Raw genomic sequence first — 23,014 nt, 5'->3', positions numbered from 1 at the left:
ATGGAAACCAGACGGCTGAAAACCGATATACTTATCATTGGCGGCGGTACGGCAGGCTGTTACGCGGCGCTCACCATCGCGGAGAACTCGGACGCGCAGGTCATCATCTGCGAGAAGGCGCACATAAAGCGTTCGGGGTGTCTTGCGGCGGGGGTGAACGCCCTCAACGCCTATATAACCGAGGGAAAAACTCCGCAGTATTATGTTGATTACGCCAAACGTGACGCGGCAGGCATCGTCCGTGACGACCTGCTGCTGACCATGTCCGAAAAACTCAACGATGTAACAGAACGGCTTGAAAAGCTCGGGCTCGTGATATTAAAGGACGAAAACGGAAAGTACGTCACACGCGGCGACCGCAATCTCAAGATCAACGGCGAGAATATCAAGCCCCTGCTTGCGGATGCGGTGGGAACGCTTAAAAACACGACCGTTCTGAACCGGGTGAATATAACCGATCTTGCCCTGTCGGACGGGAGGGTCGCGGGTGCCTACGGCATCGGCATCGAGGATGATGTTTTCTATGCGATCGAGGCATCGGCGGTGCTTATCGCAACGGGAGGTGCGGCAGGTCTGTACAAGCCGAACAATCCCGGGTTCTCGCGTCACAAGATGTGGTATCCGCCCTTCAATACCGGCGCTGGATTTGCGATGGGCATAAAAGCCGGTGCAGAGATGACGACCTTTGAGATGCGCTTCATTGCCCTAAGATGCAAGGACACCATAGCCCCCACGGGAACTCTTGCGCAGGGAGTCGGTGCGAAGCAGGTGAATTCTCTCGGGGAGATCTATGAGACCCGGTACGGACTGACCACCTCCGAGCGTGTCTACGGTACCGTTCGTGAAAACGCTGATGGCAGAGGTCCCTGCTATCTGCGGACTGAGGGGATCACAAAAGAGCAGGATGATTCGCTGCTGAGGGCTTACCTGAACATGGCACCCTCCCAGACCCTCAAATGGATTGAAAGCGGTCTTTCCCCGTCGCAGCAGAATGTTGAGATCGAGGGTACAGAGCCGTATATCGTCGGCGGTCACACGGCTTCGGGATTCTGGGTGGACACTCACAGAGCCACTACCGTAAAGGGTCTGTACGCCGCAGGCGATGTGGCAGGCGGCTGTCCCCAGAAGTACGTCACGGGAGCGCTTGCAGAGGGCGAGATCGCGGCTCTTTCGATGGTGGGGTATATCGCCGAGAACGGTCCGTCCGCCATTGGTGAAAGCGATATCGATGCTCATCTTGCGGAGATAGCGAGATTCACGGGAGAGGGCGGTGCCGTTTACAGCACCGAACAGCTTGAGGAAGCCATGCAGACGGTCATGGACAGCTATGCAGGCGGGATAAAGACGGGCTATCGCTTCAATGAAAAGCAACTCGATATCGCCGAGCAGAAGATAAGTCAGCTGGTGACGCTCTCGGATACGCTCAGGGCTTCGGACACGCAGGAGCTTATGTACATCTACGAGCTCAGAGAGCGGCTGACGGTCTGCCTTTCGGTCATCGCGCATCTTAGGGCGAGGAAGGAGACAAGGTGGCACAGCTTTGCCGAAAACCTTGACTATCCCGATAAGAGCGAGCTTTACGGAAGAAAATTCGTCAATTCAGTGTATGAGGACGGCAGGATAAGGATCATCCTCCGTGATATCACCGAAGGGGGTGGGGTCTATGAGCATAGCGATAAGCAGTGAAAAATGCATCGGCTGCGGACGCTGCAAAACGGTATGTCCAGGCTCGCTGATAAAGCTGAATGACGACGGAAAGGCATACATCAAGTACCCGAAGGACTGCTGGGGCTGCACCTCATGCATAAAGGAATGCCCTGTATATGCCATAAGGTTCTATCTTGGCGCGGATATCGGCGGAGCAGGAAGTCTTGTTCACACCGAGCCCGACGGTGATATCCTCAGATGGGTCATCGACAGACCCGACGGAAGCAGGACGGAGATAGACATCGACCGAAGAGAATCCAATAAGTATTAGGAGGAAATTGTAAATGAGTGAGCTGTCGCATCTGGATGAGCTTGAAGCGGAAGCGATATACATTATAAGAGAGGTGGCTGCGGAATGCGAGCGTCCCGTGATGCTGTACTCTATCGGCAAGGACAGCTCGGTGATGCTGCATCTTGCGATGAAAGCCTTTTATCCCGAAAAACCGCCGTTCCCTTTTCTTCATATCGACACCACATGGAAGTTTAAGGACATGATAAAATTCCGTGACGACGAGGCGGAAAGGCTCGGAATCGAAATGCTGGTCTACACCAACGAGGAGGGCGTAAGGCAGGGGATAAATCCCTTCGAGCACGGCGCTGCATACACCGACATCATGAAAACTCAGGCGCTCAAGCAGGCGCTGAACAAATACGGCTTCACCGCGGCGTTCGGCGGCGGTAGGCGTGACGAGGAAAAGTCACGAGCAAAGGAACGCATCTTCTCATTCAGAAACAGCGCTCACGCATGGGATCCGAAAAATCAGAGACCCGAAATGTGGAAGCTTTACAACACGAAGATCAACAAGGGCGAGAGCATCAGAGTGTTCCCGATATCCAACTGGACGGAAAAGGATATCTGGCAGTATATCCAGCGCGAGAACATACCGATCGTGCCGCTTTATTTTGCTGCCGAACGCCCCGTTGTCGAGCGTGACGGGAATATCATCATGGTGGACGACGACCGTCTGCTGCTTCACGAGGGCGAAGTCCCTGTGATAAAGTCGGTGAGGTTCCGCACGCTCGGCTGCTATCCTCTTACAGGAGGCATCGAATCGACAGCGTCAACACTTGACGAGATCATCGAGGAAACGCTCAGCGCGGTGTCCTCGGAACGCACTTCGCGAGTGATCGACAATGAGGCTGCGGGAAGCATGGAAAGACGTAAGAGAGAGGGGTATTTCTGATGAAGGGACTTCTGAAATTCATTACCTGCGGCAGCGTTGACGACGGAAAAAGCACGCTCATAGGGCATATCCTCTATGATGCGAAGCTAATCTACGCCGATCAGGAAAAGGCACTGGAGCTTGACAGCAAGGTCGGCAGCCGCGAGGGCGAGATAGATTATTCGCTGCTGCTGGACGGGCTCATGGCAGAGCGTGAGCAGGGGATAACGATCGACGTGGCTTACCGCTACTTCACCACCGACAACCGCAGTTTCATCGTCGCGGACACCCCCGGTCACGAGGAATACACCAGAAACATGGCGGTAGGCGCGAGCTTCGCGGAGCTTGCGGTCATACTCATCGACGCTTCGCAGGGTGTGCTGGTGCAGACCCGCAGGCACGCAAGGATATGCAAGCTCATGGGCATAAGGCACTTTGTCTTTGCGGTGAACAAGATGGATCTGGCGGACTACAGTCAGGAGCGCTTCGGCGAGATAGAAGGGCAGATCGGCAAGCTGAAAAGCGAGCTCCATCTCCACGACATCAAGGTCATCCCCCTTTCGGCGACCGCAGGCGACAATGTGACGGTTCATTCGGAGAGGATGCCGTGGTATCGTGGAGAGACCCTGCTGGAGTACCTCGAAAGGGTCGAGATAAAGGACGACGACGAGCAGGGGTTCTACCTGCCCGTGCAGAGGGTCTGCCGCCCGAACCACACCTTCAGAGGTTTCCAGGGGCAGGTCGAATCGGGTAAGGTCAGCGTCGGGGACGAACTGACGATACTCCCCGGCAGAGAAAAGGTCAGGGTGAAGGAGCTCCTCGTGGGCGACAGGCAGAGCGGCAGCGCCGAAAAGGGTCAGCCTGTGACGATCTGTCTTGACCGTGAGGTGGACGTTTCACGCGGAAGCGTGCTGGTCAGCGGAACAGACCTTGCGGTCTACAAACGGCTGACCGTCTCGCTTCTGTGGATGTCGGACGACGAGCTGAAGGTCGGCGAGGAATATCTGATAAAGCTGGGTACGAAGACCATCACGGGTGTGGTCTCGGAGGTGAAGTATTCGATCGACGTGAACAGCGGTGAAAAGCTGCGCGGTCAGACGGTGGGTAAGAATGTCCTCGCGGTCGTTGACATCGTGACTTCCGAGCCTGTTCCTGCCGACAAATTCGAGTACCACCGCACCCTCGGCGAGCTGATACTCATCGACAGAGTGACCAACATGACCTCGGCCTGCGGCGTCGTAAAGGAGCTTCACGAGAAGTCGGGCGAGTTCTCCAACAGAGCGTCGTTCAGCTTCAATGGACTTGAAGCCCGCGGTGATATCTTCGAGGAATTCTGCTATTCGCCCGAGAGCTTCGGAGTGCTGAAATACAGGACGGTGGGCAGGACCTACACGGTCGGTGACAGGATACCCGTCAAGGGCGAGAGCTACCATTATCCCGACAGCTTCGACATAATCGTGCTGAGGGACAGCGTTTCGGTGGAGATAAGAGACAGCATCATCACCGCCATAAGACCTCTTGACGAGTATGTTTACACGGGGCAGCCCGTGGTCAACGGCAGAGGTTTTGAGGCGCTTGTTGATTCGGCGGAGAGCTTTTCCGAGTTTATCGGCGAATACCGCAAGACCGACGGTTCCCACAAATTCTTTGAGAAGTGGCTGAGATTCGGCACTTACAGAAATATTATTTTCGGCAAGTGAGCGTTCGGGAATGCCACCTGATATAATTTAGTTCAATTTGTTTTCCAAACACATGAAAATTATTATATGGGATATTGACTTTTATTAATGTTTGTGATATACTATACTAAGTTGATATGGAATATCAACTTAGTATGTATGAGGAGAGGTTTCTGTATGAGCACTTTTGAACAGACTGTCAGCGGTATCGTTAACGATCTGCTGGACGATTATGAAAATGAAAAAAGCGGTGAAGAGCTCAGGATCTTCAACCATCCCGACAAAGAAGTCATCATCGATATCCTCGGAAGCCTGAGGAAGATCATTTTCCCCGGGTATTTCAGAAACAGATCTATCAAGGTCTACACGCTGAAAAACAACCTCTCCATGCTGATCGAGGACGTTATCTTCAAGCTGACAAAGCAGATAACCATCGTCCTCGACGACGGCGAGACTGACAATTCCGAGGTGCTGGACAAGGCACGCGAGATCTCGCTGGCGTTCATCAAGCGCCTGCGCACCATCCGCGAATACATCCTCACCGACGTTCAGGCGGCGTTCGACGGCGACCCTGCGGCGTACAGCGAGGACGAGATAATCTATTCCTACCCCGGTCTGTTCGCTATACTGGTCAACAGGATAGCCCACGAGCTGTTCCTGCTGAACGTGCCGATAATCCCGAGAATGATGACCGAGTATGCCCACAACGAAACGGGCATCGACATCCACCCCGGTGCCACCATCGGCAAGTATTTCTTCATCGACCACGGCACGGGCATCGTTATCGGCGAGACAACCGTCATCGGAAATAACGTAAAGATCTATCAGGGCGTGACGCTGGGTGCCCTTTCAACGAGGGGCGGACAGGCTCTAAAGAGCAAGAAGCGCCACCCCACCATCGAGGATAATGTCACCATCTACTCGGGTGCGTCGATACTCGGCGGAAACACCGTCATCGGCAAGGACGTTGTTATCGGAGGTAACGCGTTCATCACCCATTCGGTGCCCGATGGTGCCAAGGTGAGCGTCAAGAATCAGGAACTCAGGTTCAATTACGACGCTTCGCACCCTGTTGAGAGGGTCAATATCGAAGAGGATACTTCTTGGTTTTATATAATATAACCAAATCATGGCAGAGATCTCCGTGCGTTTATTGTGCATACAAATCAAAGTGCGTTAAAACATATTGACTTTATAGGATATTAGTGATAAAATATAGTTATCCTATAGGAATTATGTATCATGTAACGCGAAAAGGAGGCTCTGCTTTGCTCGATCTGATCGGAAACACCCCCTTGCTTCGGCTGAAAGGGGAGAACGTCCCAAAGGACGTAAGGATCTACGGAAAGGCTGAATTCTTGAATATCAGCGGCTCGGTCAAAGACAGGGCTGCAACAGCTATGATCGCTGCGGGGATACGCAGCGGCGCTCTTAAAAAGGGAATGACGATAATCGACGCTACCAGCGGAAACACGGGGATCGCGCTCGCAAGGATAGGCGCGGCTTTGGGGTACGAGGTGGCGCTGTGCATCCCCGAAAACGCATCGCAGGAACGGATAAAGATGATGAGGGCTTACGGCGCGAGGATAATCCTCACGAGTGCTCTTGAGGGGAACGAGGGAGCTTATTCAGAGGCGCAGAGGATAGTCTCCGAAGCACCCGATAAGTACTTTTACCCCGATCAGTTCACCAACCCCGAGAACTGGAAGGCTCACTACTTCGGCACTGCTGCCGAGATAATAAGCCAGACCTCGGGCGAGATAACCCATTTCGTTTCGGGCGTGGGAACGGGCGGTACCTTCATGGGCTGCGCCAAAAAGCTCAAGGAATTCAATGAGCGCATCAGGACCATAGCTGTTACTCCCGATTCGCCGTTCCACGGCATCGAGGGCATCAAGCACTACACGGGCATCACGGCGGAGGGCTTCTACGACGCGGCTTTTGAAGACGAACGCATCGAGGTCACAACCGAGGAGGCTTACTCCCAGACAAGGCGGCTCGCTCAGAGCGAGGGGCTGCTGGTGGGTGTGAGCACGGGCGCAAACGTCGCGGCGGCTCTCAGGACGGCTGAAAAAGCGCCGTCGGGCTCGGTGATAGTCACGGTGCTGTGCGATGCGGGTGACAGATACCTTTCGGGAAATATATGGGAAAAAGTCTAAGGCAATACTGCACAACCATTGTGCGTCAGATGCAAGCAGATGACGTGCAAAGGCGAAGCCGGTGGTTGCGCGGTGTTGCCTTAATTAGGTCGAGGTGGAAAAAATAATGGCAGTTACAGTTGTTATACCGACCACCCTCAGGCTGTTCACGGAACACAGGTCTGAGGTGGAGCTTGAGGGCTCAACGGTCGGCGAGGTGCTGACGCTTTTGTCGGAGGAATACCCTCAGACGAAAAAAGCTCTGTTCGACGAGGAAGGTCAGCTCAGAGCATTCGTAAATGTATTTGTAAATGATGAAAATATAAGGGATCTGAATGATTTCGATACCGAGCTCAAAAGCGGCGACGAGGTCATCCTTATCCCCGCTATCGCAGGCGGCTCGGGCGTGGAAAGCGTTCTGGGCGACAGAAAAGGCGAGAAGCTCACAAACGATGAGATCACTCGCTACAGCCGTCACCTGCTTTTGCAGGAGATAGGCGTGAAGGGTCAGAAAAGGCTGAAAGAGGCGAAAGTCCTGATCGTCGGCGCGGGCGGTCTCGGAACGCCGCTGGTGCAGTACCTTGCGGCGGCAGGCGTGGGAACTATCGGCATCATTGATTTTGACGAGGTGGAGGAATCGAACCTTCAGCGTCAGGTGATGCACGGCACACGCGATATCGGCAGACCGAAGGTCGCGTCCGCAAAGGACAGCGTCAGGCAGATAAATCCGCTCGTAAAGGTGGTCACCTATAACCAGCGGCTGACTGCCGACAACGCCGAGGAGATCATCTCCGAATACGACGTTGTGGCTGACGCTTCCGACAACTACCCCACGAGATACCTCGTGAACGACACCTGCGTGCTGCTCGGCAAGCCCGATGTTTTCGGCGCTATGTACCAGTTCGAGGGTCAGGTGGCGGTCTACTATGCGAAGCACGGTCCCTGCTACAGATGTATGTACCCTGCGCCCCCTCCTGCGGGACTTGTACCGTCCTGCGCGATGGGTGGAGTTGTGGGAGTCCTTCCGGGTGTTATCGGCACCTTGCAGGCGAATGAGGTGATAAAGCTCATCGTCGGCGGCGGAAAGAACCTCATCGGCAGGGTAGTGAGCTTCGACGCGTGGAACCTCAAATGGCGTGAGCTCAAGATCCACAAGGACGACAGGTGCCCCATCTGCGGCAAGAACCGCACCATCACCGAGATCGAGGACTACGACTACGAGGACTTCTGCGGACTGACACAGCAGCGCGAGGAGGAAGAGAAGGTCGAGGGCATCGAGCCGAAGGAGCTGAAACGCCGTATCGACGAGGGCGAGAAGGTCACGATAGTGGACGTCCGCGAACCTCACGAGAGGGCGATAGCCAAGTTCCCCGAGGCGGTGGTGATACCGATCGGACAGCTTGAAAGGCGTCAGAACGAGCTTGACGATACGGTGGATACCGTGTTCGTCTGCAAGGAGGGCAAGAGGAGCATACTTGCCGTGAACACGCTTCGCGAAGCAGGGTATAAGGGCCCGCTCTTCAACCTGCGAGGCGGTACGAACGCATGGGCAGCAGAAGTAGACAAGGACTTCCCCGTTTACTGATATACGAGCATTCCCGTCCCCGATAGATCTGCTCATCTATAAATAGTGGAAAAAAGGAAAACCCGTTTCCTTTTAACATATACTAATATTTGGAGGTCATAACTATGGCTAAGGAAAACACAAATGACAAGATCGTTGCTCTTGGCAAAAAGGCAGCGTATAACCTTGCGGACGTCAACAAGACCAGACCGCAGTACGGTGCGCTTACACCCAAGTGGGTGACAAAGGTACTCGAGTTCAAGGGACTCGATTCGGGTATTTACAGGATCAACAGAGTCAAGGAGGGCGACACTCCGCTGGACGTTCTTTGCAGCGTTGAGAAGAAGTCGGATATCATCCCCCAGGGCTACGTTGAGTACGAGGAGAACCCCAGAGAGCTTCAGCTGGCTTCCATTTCCACTATCATCAACGTAGATACCGCAGTTGCTGACGTTTACAGCTCGCCCTACGATCAGGTTAAGGAGCAGCTCGACCTCGCTATCGAGAGCCTTCGCGAGCGTCAGGAGAGCCAGCTCATCAACAACGATGACTACGGTCTGCTCAAGAACGTTCCCGATTCCCAGCGCATCCAGACCAGAAACGGCGCTCCCACTCCCGACGACCTCGACGAGCTCATCTCCAAGGTATGGAAGGAGCCTTCCTTCTTCCTCGCTCACCCCAGAGCTATCGCTGCTTTCGAGAGAGAATGCACCAAGAGAGGCGTTCCCCCTGTAACTGCAAACATCGCAGGCGGCACCTTCATCTGCTGGAGAGGAATCCCGATCATACCCACCGACAAGCTGCTTGTTGACGGTCTGAAGAACCCCAAGAGCCAGAGCGGCAAGACCAATATCCTGCTCGTCCGCACAGGTGAGGCTAAGAGAGGCGTTATCGGTCTGTTCCAGCGCAACATGAAGAATGAACAGTCCAGAGGTCTTTCGGTTCGTTTCAGAGGTATCGATGATAAGGGCGTTGCTTCTTACCTGCTTTCACTCTACTGCTCGGCAGCTATCCTCGCAGACGATGCGATCGCCGTTCTTGAGGATGTCGAGGTAGGTGAATACTATGACTACGACTAATTTCGGACTCCCGACAGAGTTTCAGCTTGAGTCGCTGGCGAACTCGCTGTTCCCCGACCTTGACCCCGAACGCTGTGCTGAGGGCATCGCAAATCTCGCGACAAGCGGCGATACTTCGGTCATCTACGACGCAGCGGCAAAGGCGGAAAGCTACGCAGGCGGTGTGAACTACTTTACCTCCGCCGAGCAGGCAGCTTCGGGCTACGGCAGCTTTTCGGAGCTCGAACGCATCGCCAACGAGTACAACGGCGGCGGTTTCGGCGATTATGAAGCTGTTGCTGACAGCTTCGGCGCTTCGCCTGCTGTCGGTGCAGGCAGGGAATATGCGGCTCACGATACATATACCGTACCGCAGGAGCAGCCGACTCCCGAAGGCGTTTCGCCTTATGTGGGCTCTGCACAGTCCTACGTTCAGCCCGAAGGCTACACCGCTGCAAATGTACCCGGCGTGTCCGAGGTAGAGAGCGTCGGTCAGGAACAGCCTGCACAGACAGGTTATTCTCCCGTTGTTCTCTCGCAGACGCAGGCTGACAGCTACGCTCCCAAGACCGCTCCGAGCACCGTTTCGGCCGAGACCAGGAAGGCTGAAAGCGACAACAGTCACATCATCGTCGGCACCAAAACTCTCGCGCAGATCAGGGACGACTTCCCTATCCTGAAAGAGAAGATCAACGGTCACGACCTTGTGTGGCTCGATAACGGCGCTACTACTCAGCGCCCGCAGGCGGTAATCGACAGGCTGAAGTACTACTACGAGCACGAGAACTCCAACGTTCACAGAGGTGCGCATGAGCTTGCGGCGCGTTCGACTGACGCTTACGAGAACGCAAGACAGATCACCGCCGACTTCATCGGCGCTCCCTCGAAGGACAATATCGTGTTCGTGAGAGGCACCACCGAGGCTATCAACCTTGTGGCGAACGCTTACGTCAAGCCGCTCCTGAAACCCGGCGACGAGATCATCCTCACCATGCTCGAACACCACGCTAATATCGTTCCGTGGCAGCTGGTCTGTGAGGAGACCGGCGCGGTCATCAAGGTGGTCCCTGTCGATCAGACAGGTCAGATCATCATTTCCGAGTACGAGAAGCTGTTCACAAGACGCACCAAGTTCGTCTCGGCGACTCACGTTTCAAACGCTCTCGGTACTGTTACTCCTGTTGAGGAGATCGTGGCTATCGCACACGCTCACGGCGTAAGAACGCTCATCGACGGTGCGCAGTCTATCGCGCATATCCCGATAAACGTTTCGGCGCTGGACACCGACTTCTTCGTGTTCTCGGGTCATAAGATCTTCGCTCCGACAGGTATCGGCGCGGTATACGGCAAGAAGGACGTTCTCGATGCTGCAAGACCCTATCACGGCGGCGGCAACATGATAAAGGACGTGACCTTCGAGCGTACCATCTATAATCCCGCTCCGAACAAGTTCGAGGCTGGCACGGGCAGCATCGCCGACGCGGTGGGTCTGGGCGCGGCGCTCGAATACCTGAACTCCATCGGCATGGCTGAGGTCAACCGTCACGAGCACGAGCTCCTCGTCTACGCGATGAAGGAGATGCGCAAGATCAACGGTCTGCACCTCATCGGCACGGCGACCAACAAGGCAAGCGTGCTTTCGTTCGTGCTGGACGGTGTGGACAACGAGGCGGTAGGTCAGAGACTGAACGAGCTCGGCATCGCAGTCCGCACGGGTCATCACTGTGCGCAGCCGATACTGAGACATTTCGGACTTGAAGGCACAGTACGTCCGACGCTGGCTCTGTACAACTCCTTCGGAGACATTGACAGACTTGTTGAAGGCATCAGAAGCCTGACTTAAAAATAAAAAATCAGCGACCGGGGGCGGCGCACGCCGTCCCTATGGGGCTGATCTTACGAAGATCGTGGTGATACTCATGAAATTCAATACTTCGCTGCTGCATGGCGCAGAGACCAATAACGGCCTTGGGGCGACTATAATGCCTGTGTATCAGGTCAGCGCGTTCGCATACGATTCGGCTGAACAGCTTGAAAAGGTGTTCAATAACAAGGCTCCGGGATTTTCTTATTCAAGGGCAGGCAACCCGACGGTTGATGCATTTGAAAAGAGGATCGCGGCTCTCGAAGGGGGCATCGGTGCGGTCGCGTGTTCGTCGGGAATGGCGGCGATAACGGCGGCGCTTCTGAACATTCTCCGCGCAGGCGACGAGGTGCTGGTCAGCACAGGGCTGTTCGGTGGAACGATCGACCTGTTCAAGGATCTGGAAGCGTTCGGCATAACGGCGCGGTTCCTCGACGCGATAACATACGACAGCGTGTGTTCGGCGGCGACCGACAAAACAAGAGCAGTTTTCACCGAGCTTATCGGCAACCCGAAGCTCGACGTTGTGGATATAAAAAGCGTCTCGAAGGCGTGCAAGGAGCACGGCATACCGCTGATAGTTGACAGCACGACCGCGACTCCCTGCCTTATCCATCCGCTGGAGCACGGCGCCGACATCGTGATACATTCCTCATCGAAGTACATCAACGGCGGGGGCAATTCCATCAGCGGTGTGATCGTTGACGGCGGAAAGTTCAAGTGGGACGCGGAGAAGTTCCCCGACTTTGCCGAGTTCAGAAAGTTCGGACCCTTCGCATTCCTGTCGAAGCTGAGGAACAGCATCTGGCGGAACACGGGCGGATGCCTTGCACCGTTCAACGCCTACATGAACCTAGTCGGGCTCGAAACGCTCGGGCTGAGGATGGAGCGGTGCTGTTCAAATGCGCTTGAACTCGCGGAGTTTTTCGGGACGCTCGACGGGATAACCGTCAACTATCCGGGTCTGAAAAGCTCGCCGTATTATGAGGTGGTCCGAAACGAGCTTTCGGGCAAGGGCGGCGCTATCGTCACCATCCGCGCAGGGAGCAGGGAGAGGGCATTTCAGCTGATAAACTCGCTGAAATATGCGTCCATCGCTACAAATATCGGCGACGTGCGCACCCTCGTCATCCACCCCGCAAGCACCATCTACACTCACAGCACAGAGCAACAGAAAACAAGCGCAGGCGTTTTCGACGACACGATACGCATTAGCGTTGGAATTGAAGATATCGAAGACCTGAAAGAGGACTTCGCGCAGGCTGTCCGCAGCCTGGAAAAAGGAGGAAATGATAATGGCTGATTTCAATATCACCGACTCGATAGATATAACCGATGTGAACTGCCCGATCACCTTCGTCAAGGCGAAGATCGCGCTGGAGGAGCTGGACGACGGCGACATCCTGTCGATACGGCTCAACGACGGCGAGCCCGTTCAGAACGTGCCGAAGAGCATCAAGGAAGAGGGTCACGAGGTACTTGACCTTTCCGAGAACGGCGACGGAACTTTCACTCTCATCGTGAAAAAGGTGGGTGACTGATATGCCCGCAAGGATCGGAAAGGACGAATTCGCGTCGGAGGTGCTGGGGTCGGAGATCCCGGTGCTCGCGGACTTTTACTCGGACAGCTGCGTGCCCTGCAAGCGAATGTCGCCCATCCTGAGCAAGCTCGAGACCGAGTACGAGGGCAGGGTCAAGGTCGTCAAGGTCAACGCGAACTTCGAGCCGGAGCTGGCAGAGGAGTACGGCGTGCAGTCGGCGCCGACGTTCATATTCTTCAATCAGGGCAAAGAAGCCGAGCGCATCACGGGTGCGGTGAAAAAGGAAGCACTCACGGCGGTCATTGAAAAACTTTTATAAGGAGAGACACCACATGATTATCACAGTTGCAGGAGTAAAAAAGGAAGTCAAGGACGGCATCACCGTGGCACAGCTGGTCATCGACGAGAATGTCGAGACACCGCAGTATGTGACCGTCACCGTCAACGACGATTTTGTCGAGAACAGCCAGCTTGAGAGCACGGTTCTGCACGAGGGCGACACGGTAGAGTTTCTGTACTTCATGGGAGGCGGTCAGTAATGGCATTCACGAACGAACAGATAGAGCGTTACTCGCGCCACATCATCCTCAAAGAGGTCGGCGCGAAGGGGCAGAAGAAGCTGCTGAACGCTAAGGTGCTGATAATCGGCGCGGGCGGACTGGGTGCCCCTGCGGCTATGTACCTGGCGGCGGCAGGTATCGGTACTATCGGCATCGCGGACGCTGACGAGGTAGATCTGTCCAATCTCCAGCGCCAGATCATCCACCAGACAAAGGACGTGGGCAAGCCGAAGGTCGAGTCTGCGAAGGAGACTATGGAGGCGATGAACCCCGACGTGAAGGTCATCACCTACCACGAGTTCATCACCAGCGAGAACATCCTCGATATCATCAAGGATTATGACTTCGTCATCGACGGCACGGATAATTTCCCCGCGAAGTTCCTGATAAACGACGCCTGCGTCATGGCGAAAAAGCCGTTCTCGCACGCGGGTATCATCCGTTTTCAGGGTCAGCTGATGACCTATGTTCCGGGTCAGGGCCCCTGCTACCGCTGTGTATTCAAGGAGCCGCCCCCGAAGGATGCAGTTCCGACCTGCAAGCAGGCAGGCGTTATCGGCGCGATGGGCGGTGTTATCGGAAGTTTGCAGGCGATGGAAGCGGTCAAGTACATCCTTGGTGTCGGCGACCTGCTGACGGGCTATCTGCTGACCTACGACGCGCTGAAAATGCAGTTCAGAAAGGTGAAGCTCCCGAGCGACACCCACAGCTGTGCAGTCTGCGGCGATAACCCGACCATCACCGAGCTTATCGACTACGAGCAGGCAGAATGTGACGGTGTCGGCTTATGATTACACTGAAAAAAGCAGATTTCGATAAGATACTCGCCCACGCGCAGAGCGAAGCGCCCATCGAGGCGTGCGGACTCATCGCGGGCGAACTGGACGGCGAGGACAAGATCGTCAAGAAGGTGTATATCCTCACCAACGTTGACCACGCGGAGGAGCACTTCACCCTCGACCCGAAGGAACAGCTGGCGGCGATAAAGGACATGAGAGCGAACGGGCTGACCCCGCTGGGCAACTGGCACTCGCACCCCGTCTCGCCGTCGAGACCGTCGGAGGAGGACAAGCGCCTCGCCTACGACAGCAGCGCAAGCTACATGATCCTCTCGCTGATGGACGACGTGCCTGTGCTCAACTCCTTCCATATCGAGGGGGACAAGGCGGAAAAGGAACAGCTGGTCATCGAATAATAACACATAAGGGCTATGCCATCCGTGAGACGAGGCATAGCCCTTGGTTTATTTCGTTTTGAAAACAAGCAGAGCAACAGACGAGATCGCCTGCAAAGCTATTTTACAGTGATGACGAACTCTATCCCGTCGCCGCTGCTGCGAGCCGAGATGCCCCAGCCGTGCAGTTCGATGATATCCTTCGCGAGCGCGAGCCCGATGCCTGTGCTGCCGTTTTTGCCTGTGTAAAAGCGCTCGAAGATATGCCCGACCTCCTCGTCGGTCAGCTGCGCCGAATCGTTGGCGATCGTGACCGTCCTTCCGTCGAAGCGTATCTCAAGGCGGCTTCGGGCGTACTTCACAGCGTTGGTCAGCAGGTTGGAGACCGCCATGTCGAGACGGTCGGGGTCTGCGCTGACCGTGCCTTCCGCCAGCTCGAGCGTCACCTCAAGCCCCCTGCTCATGACCGCGCCTTCGAGTGGCATCAGGCAGTTCTCGATGAACTCACCGAGCCGCAGCGGCTCCTTTTCGAGCGTCATCGCGCCGCTTTCGAGCTTGGATATCATGAGGATATCCTCGACGAGCCTGCTCATTTTCTCCGTCTGGGACGCGATCACCAGACCTGTCTTTTTGTAGTCGGTTATGACGCCCGTCCCGATGCCCTCCGCGTAGCCGCGTATCGCCGTCAGCGGAGTTTTCAGCTCGTGTGAGGTGTTCTCGAAGAAGCGCTTCTGCGACAGCTGGTTCTGTTCGAGCCGTCTGCCGATCAGATAGCCCTCAACGCTCCCGACCGCGCAGATGACCGCCGCCGCCGCAAGAAAGAATATGTTCATGTTGCGGATCATTTTGAGTTCGCCGGTCACGTCCACATATCCGATGACGCTTATCTCTCCGTTGGGCAGCTTTGTACCGTCGGGCAATTCGTCGCAGGCCGCCGAACCTTCGGCGATATTCGTCTCGGTGATGACCGTGTTTTCGCCGTCGTAGACGACCTCAAACGCGTTCGCGAGCAGCGTGTCGGTGCAGACATAGTAGGTGTGCCCTCCGATGGTGAGCTTTTCCGCACCTTTCGGCGGGTCCTTACGGCAGGCTTCGGCGATCGCCTTTTCGGCTTCGGAAGAAAAGCGGCTGCCCGAGATATCCTGGAAACCGTTCGGCAGCTCGATCACGGACGGTATGTACAAAAGCTGCTGATCTATCGGCGCAGGCTGCACCGCCGTCCCCACCGACTCACGGGCGTTGCGGTCGATCTGACGGCGCATCAGCAGGTTGAACAGCAGGAGTATCAGCATCAGCGTCATCAGCACCGAGCCGCCCACCAGCAGCGCGATCTTGTACCTGACCTTTTTCATCTGCCGTCTCCGTTCTCAAGCTTGTAGCCGTAGCCCCAGACTGCGGAGATCCTCACGCTGCTGCGGGCTTCTTTCAGCTTGCGGCGTATCCGCCTGACCGTTTCGTCGGTGACGCGGGTCTCGATATCATCGTTGTCGATGCCCCACACCCTGTCGAGCAGGTCGTTCCTCGCGACAGCCTTGCCGGGCTGCTCGATAAGACACTCCATCAGCGCAAATTCCGTGACCGTCAGCCCCAGCGGAGTTCCGCCGCAGGTCACGTCATGCAGCGAGTGCGAAAGCGTGATATCCCCGAAGCTGAAGCTGTCGGCGGCAGTCACCGCTGTCCCGACGCGCCGTAGCATCGCCTTGATCTTCACCACCAGCAGCGACGGCGAGAACGGCTTTATCAGATAATCGTCACCGCCCTGCATATACCCGCGCATCTGATCCGATTCGCTTTCCTTTGCGGTAAGGATGATTATGGGAATGTCCGATATCCGCCGCAGCTCACGGCAGACGGTCAGACCGTCTCTGCCCGGCATCATGATGTCGAGCACCGCAAGGTCGCAGGGCACTTCCGCGAAGCGTTCGAGCAGCGCGTCGCCCGTCCCGAACGTCTCGACCGTGAAGCCTGCGTTTTCAAGGAACTCCTTCTGAACGTCGAGGATATCCCTTTCGTCGTCTGCCGCGTATATCAGCTTTCCCATAATTTCCCTCCTGCCCCGCTCCGCTCAATGCGAAGCAGAGCGTTTTCTGCTTACTTTACAGGTGCTTCGACCGTCTCGGAGCCGTCATAATCGACAGCGTAGACGCCGATATTTGCAAGCTCCTCGTCGGTCATGCCCTCGGTGTCGATCGTGTAATACTCTGCCGCTTCGCCGCCATCGACGAAGCCGCCGTCCGCGTCGATCTCGGTCACGGTGATGCCGAGCTTTGCGAGATTCTCTTCGGTAAGCTCCGCGTCGGTCATGCCCTCGGCGTCGATCTTGTAATAATCTACTGTCTCACCGTTAGCGGCGATGCCGCCGTCTGCATCGATCTTGGTCACGGTGATGCCGAGCTTTGCAAGCTCCTCTTCGGTAAGCTCTTCGTCGTTCTCATCGGTCGCGACCTCGCACTCCTGAGCGTCGTCGGTGACGTACACCTCAGCGACCTCGGTGCGGTCGTCAGTCACGGGAGTCTCGATCTTCTGCTCCTCGGGTGCGGTCTCCTGCTCTTTGGAGCTGTCCGCCGATACCGAGAGCGTCACCATCAGCGAAGCCGCAAGCACTGCGGTAAGTCCTGCCTGTACGAATCTGTTTTTCTTTGTCATAAAAATGACCTCCTTAAAATATGATATGTTTTCAAGCCGTTTCGTTTTCTCCTTGGCTTGATATAATGATATCACATTTCGGAGGTCATTTCCGCGGAAAACTGTCAGAAAAATGTCACAAAAGTGTAATGGCGCAGTTTCCACAGAATTTTATCTTGGTCTGGCTGAGCGGCGGATGCTTCTTGTACTTCTCGCTCAGGATCATCTCGAACATTTCAGCAAGCTGAGACCCAATATCAATTTTATCATATCAGCACGGTATTGTCAAGCAATATGCACAAAGAAACAGCGGAGACCGACTGTCAGTCTCCGCTGTATCCGTTTTTCTTTTGTTTGTCAATGAAATGTGGTATAAAAGGGAATGCAATAGGCAGAAATATAAATAGCTGTTACAACAAGGATGACAAATTAGTAGAGCAGGGTATATGGAAATTATGTATAAAGGACTAAATGACTATTGACTTTTTGAAAACGATATGTTATGCTTTTACTATAATCGCTTGTGTAATATGGTGTTTTTGTTGAAAATGAACAACGAGGTGAATCAATGTTTACAGCGCATATCAGTACGGACGGTACTCGAAGGCAATCGGTGTCCGAGCACAGCATAAACGCTGCAAAGCTTGCAGAAAGCTTTCTTGGATCTGTGGGACTGTCCTCTACGGGAAAACTCGCAGGGCTGCTGCATGACGGCGGGAAACTCACTCAGAAGTTCGATGATTATATCAATGGTATATCCGACGCTCGGCGTGGTGAGATAGACCATAGTTATGCCGGTGCTAAATATCTGATTTATGAGATACTTAAAGAAGGCGGCGGTATAGAGAAAGCAGCCGCAGCTCTTATCGCACATACGATCATCTCACATCATGCGATACATGACTGGATAGACGATCACGATGATGATTATTTCACAAAGCGTATATCCAAGACCGACTGCTACAAAGAGGTTTCGGTAAATATCAAAGAAATGCTCGCCGGAGCAGACCTTGACGCACTATTTAAAAAGGCTTCTGATGAAATATGTTCTATTATCCGAAAGCTGAAAACTGATGAAAAAGAATGGGCATTTTATATCGGTATGCTCGAACGTCTTATTGAGTCGGCGCTCATAGATGCTGACCGTACCGATACGGCTGATTTTATGTCGGGAAGAAAAACGGCATATACAAGCGACAATGTTCTTCTCTGGTCGGAAATGAACGAGTGTATGGATGCCAGACTGAACAGCTTTGAAAGCATTCAAAACAGTCTGCCGCAAAGAGAACGGAGCATTTCTGACAGAAGGAGAAGAATTTCCGACAAATGTGCAGATTTTGCCGGACATAAGGTGGGTGCCTGTCGTCTGACAGTGCCGACAGGCGGTGGAAAAACTCTTTCATCGCTGAGATTTGCAATAAAGCAATGTCAGAATTTTAATATGGACAGGATCTTCTACATTGCACCGTTTATGTCGATACTTGAACAGAACAGTGATATTATACGTTCGCTTGCAGGCGATGATAACTTTCTGGAGCATCATTCAAATATCCTTGCGGAGATTGACGACGAGAATGAATATAACGAATATCAGCTCCACACCGAACGCTGGGACAAGCCTGTTATTGCAACGACTATGGTGCAGTTCCTGAATTCGCTTTTTTCAGATAATACCTCTTCGGTAAGGAGAATGCACAGGCTTTGTAATTCGGTGATAATTATAGACGAGGTGCAGTCCGTACCGATAAAATGCGTATATCTGTTCAGTCTTGCCGTGAATTTTCTGACAAAAGCCTGCGGATGTGCAGTGGTATTATGCTCCGCAACTCAGCCGACATTTGACAAAAACAAGCATAAGCTGATGCTTGATGATATGCCTGATATGATACCCGACTATCAGGACGATTTTGCTTTTTTCAAGCGTACTGAGCTGATAAATGCCGTCAAAACGCATGGTTTTGATGACGATGAAGCTGCACAGTTCTGTTATGAGAAATTCAGGGAAAACGGCGATCTTCTCTTTGTTGTCAATACTAAATCTGAAGCACTTCGGTTTTATGGGATGCTCAAAGAAAAAGCCGGGAATGAAGCGTATATCATACATCTGAGCACGAATATGTGTCCTGCTCACCGCAAAAAGCGTATAGGAACCCTGCGAAGATTCCTGAAAAAACGTAAGCCGGTAATATGCGTGACGACGCAGCTTATCGAAGCGGGGGTTGATATCTCATTCCGATGCGTCATCAGAACGCTTGCAGGCATGGACAATGCGGCGCAGGCGGCAGGCAGATGCAACCGCAACGGTGAAAATGAGGGTCTGTGTCCTGTATATCTCATTGACCTGAAAGGCGAAAATCTCGGAAGTCTCAGTGAAATGAAAAACGCACAGGATATATCGCGTCAGATACTCCGGTATAATAACGATGACCTGTTATCCGCAAAAATTCAGAGTGCATATTTTGAAAGGCTGTATAACGATCACGGAGAGAAAATGGCATATATTACCGCAAAGAACAGTGCTTCACTGCTGGAATTGCTATCTCTCAACAAGGATAAGTATTCAGCCTGCGGACAGCCTAAGCCGGACAAATATATGGCTCAGGCGTTCAAAACAGCAGGCTCGCTTTTCAAGGTCATAGACAGCAACACCCGTAACGTGATAGTACCATATAACAAGACGGCAAAAAGTATTATCGCCAGGCTGAATTCAGATATTTCTGCCGAAGACTTCAAAGTTCTGCTTAGAAAAGCCCAGAAATACTCAGTTAGCATATATTCTGGAATGGAGAGAAAGCTCAGCGATTCAGGTGCGGTAGATATCATAAGTATCTTTAATTGTGAGATAGCTGTTCTGAAGGGTGAGTTTTACAGTACGGAGTATGGTGTGACAGCTGAGGGTTCCGAGCGGGAACTGCTTATGTACTGAATTAACGGAGGTGAAGTGAATGCAAATACACAGAAATACAGTCGAGTTTGTGGTATATGGCAAAAACGCATTGTTTTCCGACGTTCTGACAAGGGCAGGCGGAGAGAAAACAAGCTACCCGATACCAACATACGAAGCGTTGAAGGGTATCATGCACAGCATATACTGGAAGCCGACGATCGTGTGGTATATTAGTGCTGTTCGGATAATGAAGCCTATTAAAACAGTCCGCAAGGGTGTGCGTCCGATAAAGTATGGCGGCGGCAACGATCTTGCCTACTACAGCTATCTTGAAGATGTCTGCTATCAGGTCAGGGCACATTTTGAGTGGAACCTCAACCGTCCCGAGCTTGAACAGGACAGGAACGAACACAAGCACCACAATATCGCAAAGCGTATGATCGAACGAGGCGGCAGGCGAGATATTTTCTTAGGCACAAGGGAATGTCAGGGATATGTAGAGCCGTGTGTGTTCGGTGAAGGTGAGGGTGCTTATGACAGTATTGATATGACCTTCGGACTTATGTATGAGGCTATGATATATCCCGATGAAGCCGAAAAAGACGAGGACAGAGGACAGCTTACAGTATGTCTCGGTCAGCCTGTGATGAAAAACGGTATTATTGAGTTTTCAAGACCTTCAGATATGCCGTTCAAGCGGCACATACGCAAAATGGAGATGAAAAAGTTCGGAAAAGAGCATGACAATTTCATCGGTCTTGAAGAGTTTGCGGGAGGTGATGATATTGAGCTGGACGAATGAGCTGTATAAGGTCTATGAGCTTGCAGTAGGAACGGAAGCGGCAGAAGGTGAGACCCCTTTGCTGCCGATATCGCATTCGACGGCAAACGCACAGATAGAGATCACTATTGATGAGAACGGGGAGTTTGTTTCGGCGGCTGTTGTGAATAAAGAAGATGCTGTGACCATTATCCCTGTTACGGAAGATTCCGGAACGAGAAGCAGCGGTATCGCTCCGATGCCGCTTGCAGATAAACTGGTTTATATCGCAGGTGATTACCCCTTATATGCAAAAGGTAAGCGTTCTGATAACAGCGAGTATTATTCGGCATATATGGAACAGCTTGAAAAATGGTGTGAAAGTACACATTCTCATCCTGCGGTCAAAGCGGTATATGACTATCTTCTGAAAAAGGAACTTATGGCCGACCTTGTCAAAAGCGGTGTTATCATACTTGACGAGAATACAAATAAGTTTTCTGAAAAGGTAAAGTATGCAAATATATCGCAGGAGGACAGCTTTGTAAGGTTTATCGTGCTGTCGGAAAATGATGTTTGCAGAACATGGCTCGACAAGTCGTTATATGACAGTTTTATTGATTTCTATTCTTGCCGTGATGCAAATACAGAACTTTGCTATATTACAGGTGAGCAAGATAAAGTGACTTATAAGCTGCCAAACAAAATCCGCAACTCCGGTGACAAGGCAAAACTTATCTCGTCAAATGATGACAGCGGATTCACCTATCGCGGACGCTTTGCAAACAAAGAGCAAGCCTTATCCGTAGGTTATGAGTTCTCGCAGAAAATGCACAATGCACTGAAATGGCTTATAGGCAGACAGGGTATGTACTTTGATACATTGACGCTTGTGACATGGCAAAGCTCACTTGCTGAACTTCCGTCTGTTACAAAAAGTGCATGGGATCTTGATGACGATGAAGAACAAAAAGAGGATTATGACCCTAAACGTTATTTTTCCGAGCGACTTGCAGCGCTGATGCTGGGATATAAGAAGAAGTTCAATGACGGCGATAAGGTCATGGTCATGGGACTTGATGCTGCAACTACAGGAAGATTATCGGTAGCAATATATACAGAGCTTGACGGTTCGGTTTTTCTTGACAATCTGCAAAAATGGCACGAACAGACCGCATGGCTGAGATTAAACAGCAAAAAGAAGCACAGCGAAGTCAACTCCTTCGGGTTCTATGATATTGCAAACTGCGCTTTTGGTACAGAGCAAAGCGGGAAGCTCGAATGTGACAAAAAGCTGCTGCGTGATACAGTGCTGAGACTTCTGCCGTGTACCGTCGAGGGTAAGAGGCTGCCGAGCGATATTGTGACCGCACTTTGCAATAGAGCATCAAAGCCGCTCGATTATGAACAGAAGTATAACCATGATAGAATTGTTGAGACTGCCTGCGGTATGATACGCAAGGCTCAGCTTGATTCCGGAAATAATAAAAAGTATTATAAAGGAGAGATCACAATGGCATATGACCCTAATTGCACCGACAGAAGCTATCTTTTCGGCTGCCTGCTGGCGATAGCTGACAAAGCCGAAAGCGATACCTACGGAAAAGACGAAAAACGCATAACCAACGCACGCCGCTACTGGAGCGCATTTTCGTCAAGACCTTATCAGACATGGCAGACCATAGAAGAAAAGCTGGAACCATATTTCGAAAAGGATAAGGGTGTAATGGTGAGATACACCAAGCATCTCAATGAGATCATGGGAAAGATGTCTCTTGATGATTTCAAAGATAACACCAAGCTGTCGCCAATGTATCTGATAGGTTTCCATCACTATAACGCTCTGCTCTGGGCTGGAAAGAGCAATAATGACGAAGAAAATGAGGAGGAATAAACAATGTCTGCACTTGAAAACAAGATAGATTTTTCGGTCATTATAACCGCTAAAAACGCAAACCCGAACGGCGATCCCTTAAACGGCAACCGCCCCCGTGAGAACTATGACGGATTCGGTGAGATCTCGGATGTGTGCATAAAGCGCAAGATACGCAACCGCCTTCAGGACATGGGCGAGAAGATATTCGTGCAGTCTGATGACAGGTGCGATGACGGGTTTGGAAGTCTGAAACTTCGTGCTGATAACAATGAAAATCTTAAGAGTTTGGGTAAAAAACCGAACAGAGATGAGTATTATAACACGGCTTGTGCAGAGTGGATAGATGTAAGAAGTTTCGGACAGGTATTTGCTTTTAATGATAGTGATAAAAAGGGCGAAGGATTGTCCATAGCAGTAA

At 52.6% G+C, this 23,014-nt stretch carries 22 protein-coding genes; 19 read left to right on the top strand and 3 right to left on the bottom strand.

From position 1 onward, the window contains the following. From BT142_RS03255 to BT142_RS03185, 15 genes are all read left to right on the top strand, one after another. The gene (locus BT142_RS03255) at positions 1-1,686 is read left to right on the top strand and encodes an adenylyl-sulfate reductase subunit alpha (protein WP_072416780.1); all 1,686 of its coding nucleotides are present in this window, start codon (positions 1-3) and stop codon (positions 1,684-1,686) included. After that, positions 1,664-1,978 (top strand): 4Fe-4S dicluster domain-containing protein, encoded by a 315-nt coding sequence (locus tag BT142_RS03250; protein ID WP_072416779.1) that lies wholly within the window; start codon positions 1,664-1,666, stop codon positions 1,976-1,978. The genes BT142_RS03255 and BT142_RS03250 overlap by 23 nt, the downstream gene beginning before the upstream one ends. A gap of 13 nt (positions 1,979-1,991) precedes the next feature. Then, positions 1,992-2,891, top strand: a complete 900-nt coding sequence (gene cysD / locus BT142_RS03245) for a sulfate adenylyltransferase subunit CysD (RefSeq protein ID WP_072416778.1) — start codon at positions 1,992-1,994, stop codon at positions 2,889-2,891. After that, a complete protein-coding gene (locus BT142_RS03240; protein WP_072416777.1) occupies positions 2,891-4,570 on the top strand; it encodes a sulfate adenylyltransferase subunit 1 in 1,680 nt (559 codons plus the stop codon). Before cysD ends, BT142_RS03240 begins: the two co-directional genes overlap by 1 nt. Before the next feature lie 156 nt (positions 4,571-4,726). Further along, a complete protein-coding gene (locus BT142_RS03235; RefSeq protein ID WP_072416776.1) occupies positions 4,727-5,671 on the top strand; it encodes a serine O-acetyltransferase in 945 nt (314 codons plus the stop codon). A gap of 146 nt (positions 5,672-5,817) precedes the next feature. Beyond that, complete coding sequence (locus BT142_RS03230; RefSeq protein ID WP_207645633.1) at positions 5,818-6,708, top strand: PLP-dependent cysteine synthase family protein; 891 nt, start codon at positions 5,818-5,820, stop codon at positions 6,706-6,708. A 106-nt stretch (positions 6,709-6,814) separates the two neighbouring features. Beyond that, positions 6,815-8,272 carry a ubiquitin-like small modifier protein 1 gene (locus BT142_RS03225; RefSeq protein WP_072416774.1) on the top strand — a complete coding sequence of 486 codons (1,458 nt, stop codon included), beginning with the start codon at positions 6,815-6,817 and terminating at the stop codon, positions 8,270-8,272. A 104-nt stretch (positions 8,273-8,376) separates the two neighbouring features. Then, positions 8,377-9,330: a family 2A encapsulin nanocompartment shell protein gene (locus BT142_RS03220; protein ID WP_072416773.1), complete on the top strand. Its 954-nt coding sequence runs from the start codon at positions 8,377-8,379 to the stop codon at positions 9,328-9,330. After that, positions 9,317-11,152 (top strand): cysteine desulfurase, encoded by a 1,836-nt coding sequence (locus tag BT142_RS03215; RefSeq protein WP_072416772.1) that lies wholly within the window; start codon positions 9,317-9,319, stop codon positions 11,150-11,152. Before BT142_RS03220 ends, BT142_RS03215 begins: the two co-directional genes overlap by 14 nt. A 76-nt stretch (positions 11,153-11,228) precedes the next feature. Further along, positions 11,229-12,476 (top strand): O-acetylhomoserine aminocarboxypropyltransferase/cysteine synthase family protein, encoded by a 1,248-nt coding sequence (locus tag BT142_RS03210; protein ID WP_072416771.1) that lies wholly within the window; start codon positions 11,229-11,231, stop codon positions 12,474-12,476. Further along, positions 12,469-12,714, top strand: a complete 246-nt coding sequence (locus BT142_RS03205) for a sulfurtransferase TusA family protein (protein WP_072416770.1) — start codon at positions 12,469-12,471, stop codon at positions 12,712-12,714. Before BT142_RS03210 ends, BT142_RS03205 begins: the two co-directional genes overlap by 8 nt. Before the next feature lies 1 nt (position 12,715). After that, positions 12,716-13,033 carry a thioredoxin family protein gene (locus BT142_RS03200; protein ID WP_072416769.1) on the top strand — a complete coding sequence of 106 codons (318 nt, stop codon included), beginning with the start codon at positions 12,716-12,718 and terminating at the stop codon, positions 13,031-13,033. Between the two features lie 13 nt (positions 13,034-13,046). Then, complete coding sequence (gene thiS / locus BT142_RS03195) at positions 13,047-13,253, top strand: sulfur carrier protein ThiS (RefSeq protein WP_072416768.1); 207 nt, start codon at positions 13,047-13,049, stop codon at positions 13,251-13,253. Then, on the top strand, positions 13,253-14,065 hold the full coding sequence (gene thiF / locus BT142_RS03190) for a thiazole biosynthesis adenylyltransferase ThiF (RefSeq protein ID WP_072416767.1): 813 nt from the start codon (positions 13,253-13,255) through the stop codon (positions 14,063-14,065). Before thiS ends, thiF begins: the two co-directional genes overlap by 1 nt. After that, on the top strand, positions 14,062-14,469 hold the full coding sequence (locus BT142_RS03185) for a M67 family metallopeptidase (RefSeq protein WP_072416766.1): 408 nt from the start codon (positions 14,062-14,064) through the stop codon (positions 14,467-14,469). Before thiF ends, BT142_RS03185 begins: the two co-directional genes overlap by 4 nt. A 98-nt stretch (positions 14,470-14,567) precedes the next feature. On the opposite strand, the gene BT142_RS03180 is transcribed toward BT142_RS03185, so the two are convergent. Genes BT142_RS03180 through BT142_RS03170 form a run of 3 tightly spaced genes read right to left on the bottom strand, consistent with a single transcriptional unit; the run spans position 14,568 to position 17,094 of the window. Beyond that, on the bottom strand, positions 14,568-15,800 hold the full coding sequence (locus BT142_RS03180; protein WP_072416765.1) for a sensor histidine kinase: 1,233 nt from the start codon (positions 15,798-15,800) through the stop codon (positions 14,568-14,570). Then, entirely contained in the window at positions 15,797-16,489 is a 693-nt protein-coding gene (locus BT142_RS03175) for a response regulator transcription factor (RefSeq protein ID WP_072416764.1), read from the bottom strand. Before BT142_RS03175 ends, BT142_RS03180 begins: the two co-directional genes overlap by 4 nt. A 50-nt stretch (positions 16,490-16,539) precedes the next feature. Next, on the bottom strand, positions 16,540-17,094 hold the full coding sequence (locus tag BT142_RS03170) for a hypothetical protein (RefSeq protein ID WP_072416763.1): 555 nt from the start codon (positions 17,092-17,094) through the stop codon (positions 16,540-16,542). A 547-nt stretch (positions 17,095-17,641) separates the two neighbouring features. On the opposite strand from BT142_RS03170, the gene BT142_RS03165 reads away from it, so the two are divergent. From BT142_RS03165 to BT142_RS03150, 4 genes are all read left to right on the top strand, one after another. Next, positions 17,642-19,999 carry a CRISPR-associated helicase/endonuclease Cas3 gene (locus tag BT142_RS03165; protein ID WP_072416762.1) on the top strand — a complete coding sequence of 786 codons (2,358 nt, stop codon included), beginning with the start codon at positions 17,642-17,644 and terminating at the stop codon, positions 19,997-19,999. A 19-nt stretch (positions 20,000-20,018) separates the two neighbouring features. Continuing rightward, the gene (gene cas5c / locus BT142_RS03160) at positions 20,019-20,762 is read left to right on the top strand and encodes a type I-C CRISPR-associated protein Cas5c (RefSeq protein ID WP_072416761.1); all 744 of its coding nucleotides are present in this window, start codon (positions 20,019-20,021) and stop codon (positions 20,760-20,762) included. Continuing rightward, a complete protein-coding gene (gene cas8c / locus BT142_RS03155) occupies positions 20,746-22,614 on the top strand; it encodes a type I-C CRISPR-associated protein Cas8c/Csd1 (RefSeq protein WP_084659304.1) in 1,869 nt (622 codons plus the stop codon). The genes cas5c and cas8c overlap by 17 nt, the downstream gene beginning before the upstream one ends. Positions 22,615-22,617: 3 nt before the next feature. Next, the coding region (locus tag BT142_RS03150; protein ID WP_175545482.1) for a type I CRISPR-associated protein Cas7 at positions 22,618-23,014 on the top strand (397 nt) is incomplete at its 3' end.

The sequence above is a fragment of the Ruminococcus sp. YE71 genome, assembly GCF_900119155.1.
In the GTDB taxonomy this organism is placed as follows: Bacteria; Bacillota; Clostridia; order Oscillospirales; family Ruminococcaceae; genus YE71.
This window is presented reverse-complemented; position numbering and strand designations above follow the sequence as displayed.